This is a genomic window from Ralstonia sp. ASV6, assembly GCF_016429285.1.
Classification (GTDB): domain Bacteria; phylum Pseudomonadota; class Gammaproteobacteria; order Burkholderiales; family Burkholderiaceae; genus Ralstonia; species Ralstonia flaminis.
Window position 1 is genome coordinate 1 of sequence record NZ_JAELUI010000631.1, and the last position, 302, is coordinate 302.

1 pseudogene is annotated in these 302 nt (G+C 70.9%); it reads left to right on the top strand.

Annotated elements, in window-relative coordinates:
* Positions 1–155: 155 nt before the first annotated feature.
* Positions 156–302 (top strand): annotated as a pseudogene (locus tag JHD73_RS29445) (GDP-mannose 4,6-dehydratase); the annotation flags it as partial.

Here is a 302-nt window from a genome sequence, read left to right on the forward strand (position 1 = left end):
CCCCCCCCCCCCCCCCCCCCCCCCCCCCCCCCCCCCCCCCCCCCCCCCCCCCCCCCCCCCCCCCCCCCCCCCCCCCCCCCCCCCCCCCCCCCCCCCCCCCCCATTTTCAAGCCGAAGACGGCATACGAGATCAGGCGCCATGTCTCGTGGGCTCGGAGATGTGTATAAGAGACAGGTTCTATCGACCTGCTGAAGTGGATCTTCTGATCGGCACTCCGGAGAAGGCGACCCGCGAACTGGGCTGGAAGCCGCAAACCACGCTCGAACAGCTTTGCCAGATGATGGTCGAGGCAGATCTGCGT